Source organism: Eubacterium sp. AF22-8LB, from assembly GCF_003458715.1.
Lineage (GTDB): Bacteria > Bacillota_I > Bacilli_A > Erysipelotrichales > Erysipelotrichaceae > Holdemanella.
This window is the reverse complement of sequence record NZ_QRVI01000005.1, coordinates 1-236: the sequence shown is the minus strand read 5'-3', so window position 1 is coordinate 236 and position 236 is coordinate 1. Positions and strand designations below refer to the sequence as shown.

The 236-nt window shown below is 36.9% G+C and carries 1 protein-coding gene; it reads left to right on the top strand.

Annotated features, from left to right (window positions below):
- Positions 1-236, top strand: a 236-nt coding sequence (locus DWY01_RS11650; RefSeq protein ID WP_199519845.1) for an MBG domain-containing protein, incomplete at both ends; no start/stop codon positions are given.

Here is a 236-nt window from a genome sequence, read left to right as displayed (position 1 = left end):
GGAACTGAAAAGAGCGTCAAAGGTTATGATGTATCTATTACTGAAGGAAGTACATATACAGAATCTGATTTCACATTCAGTGGAAATGATGAAGTGAAGGGTACAGAAGCTGGTACATACTATATGGGATTGAAGCCAGAAGATTTCACAAACAACAATGAAAACTATGGCAATGTAACATTCAGAGTAGAGGATGGAAAGTTAACAATCACTCCTAAGTCAATCGATCCAGAAGA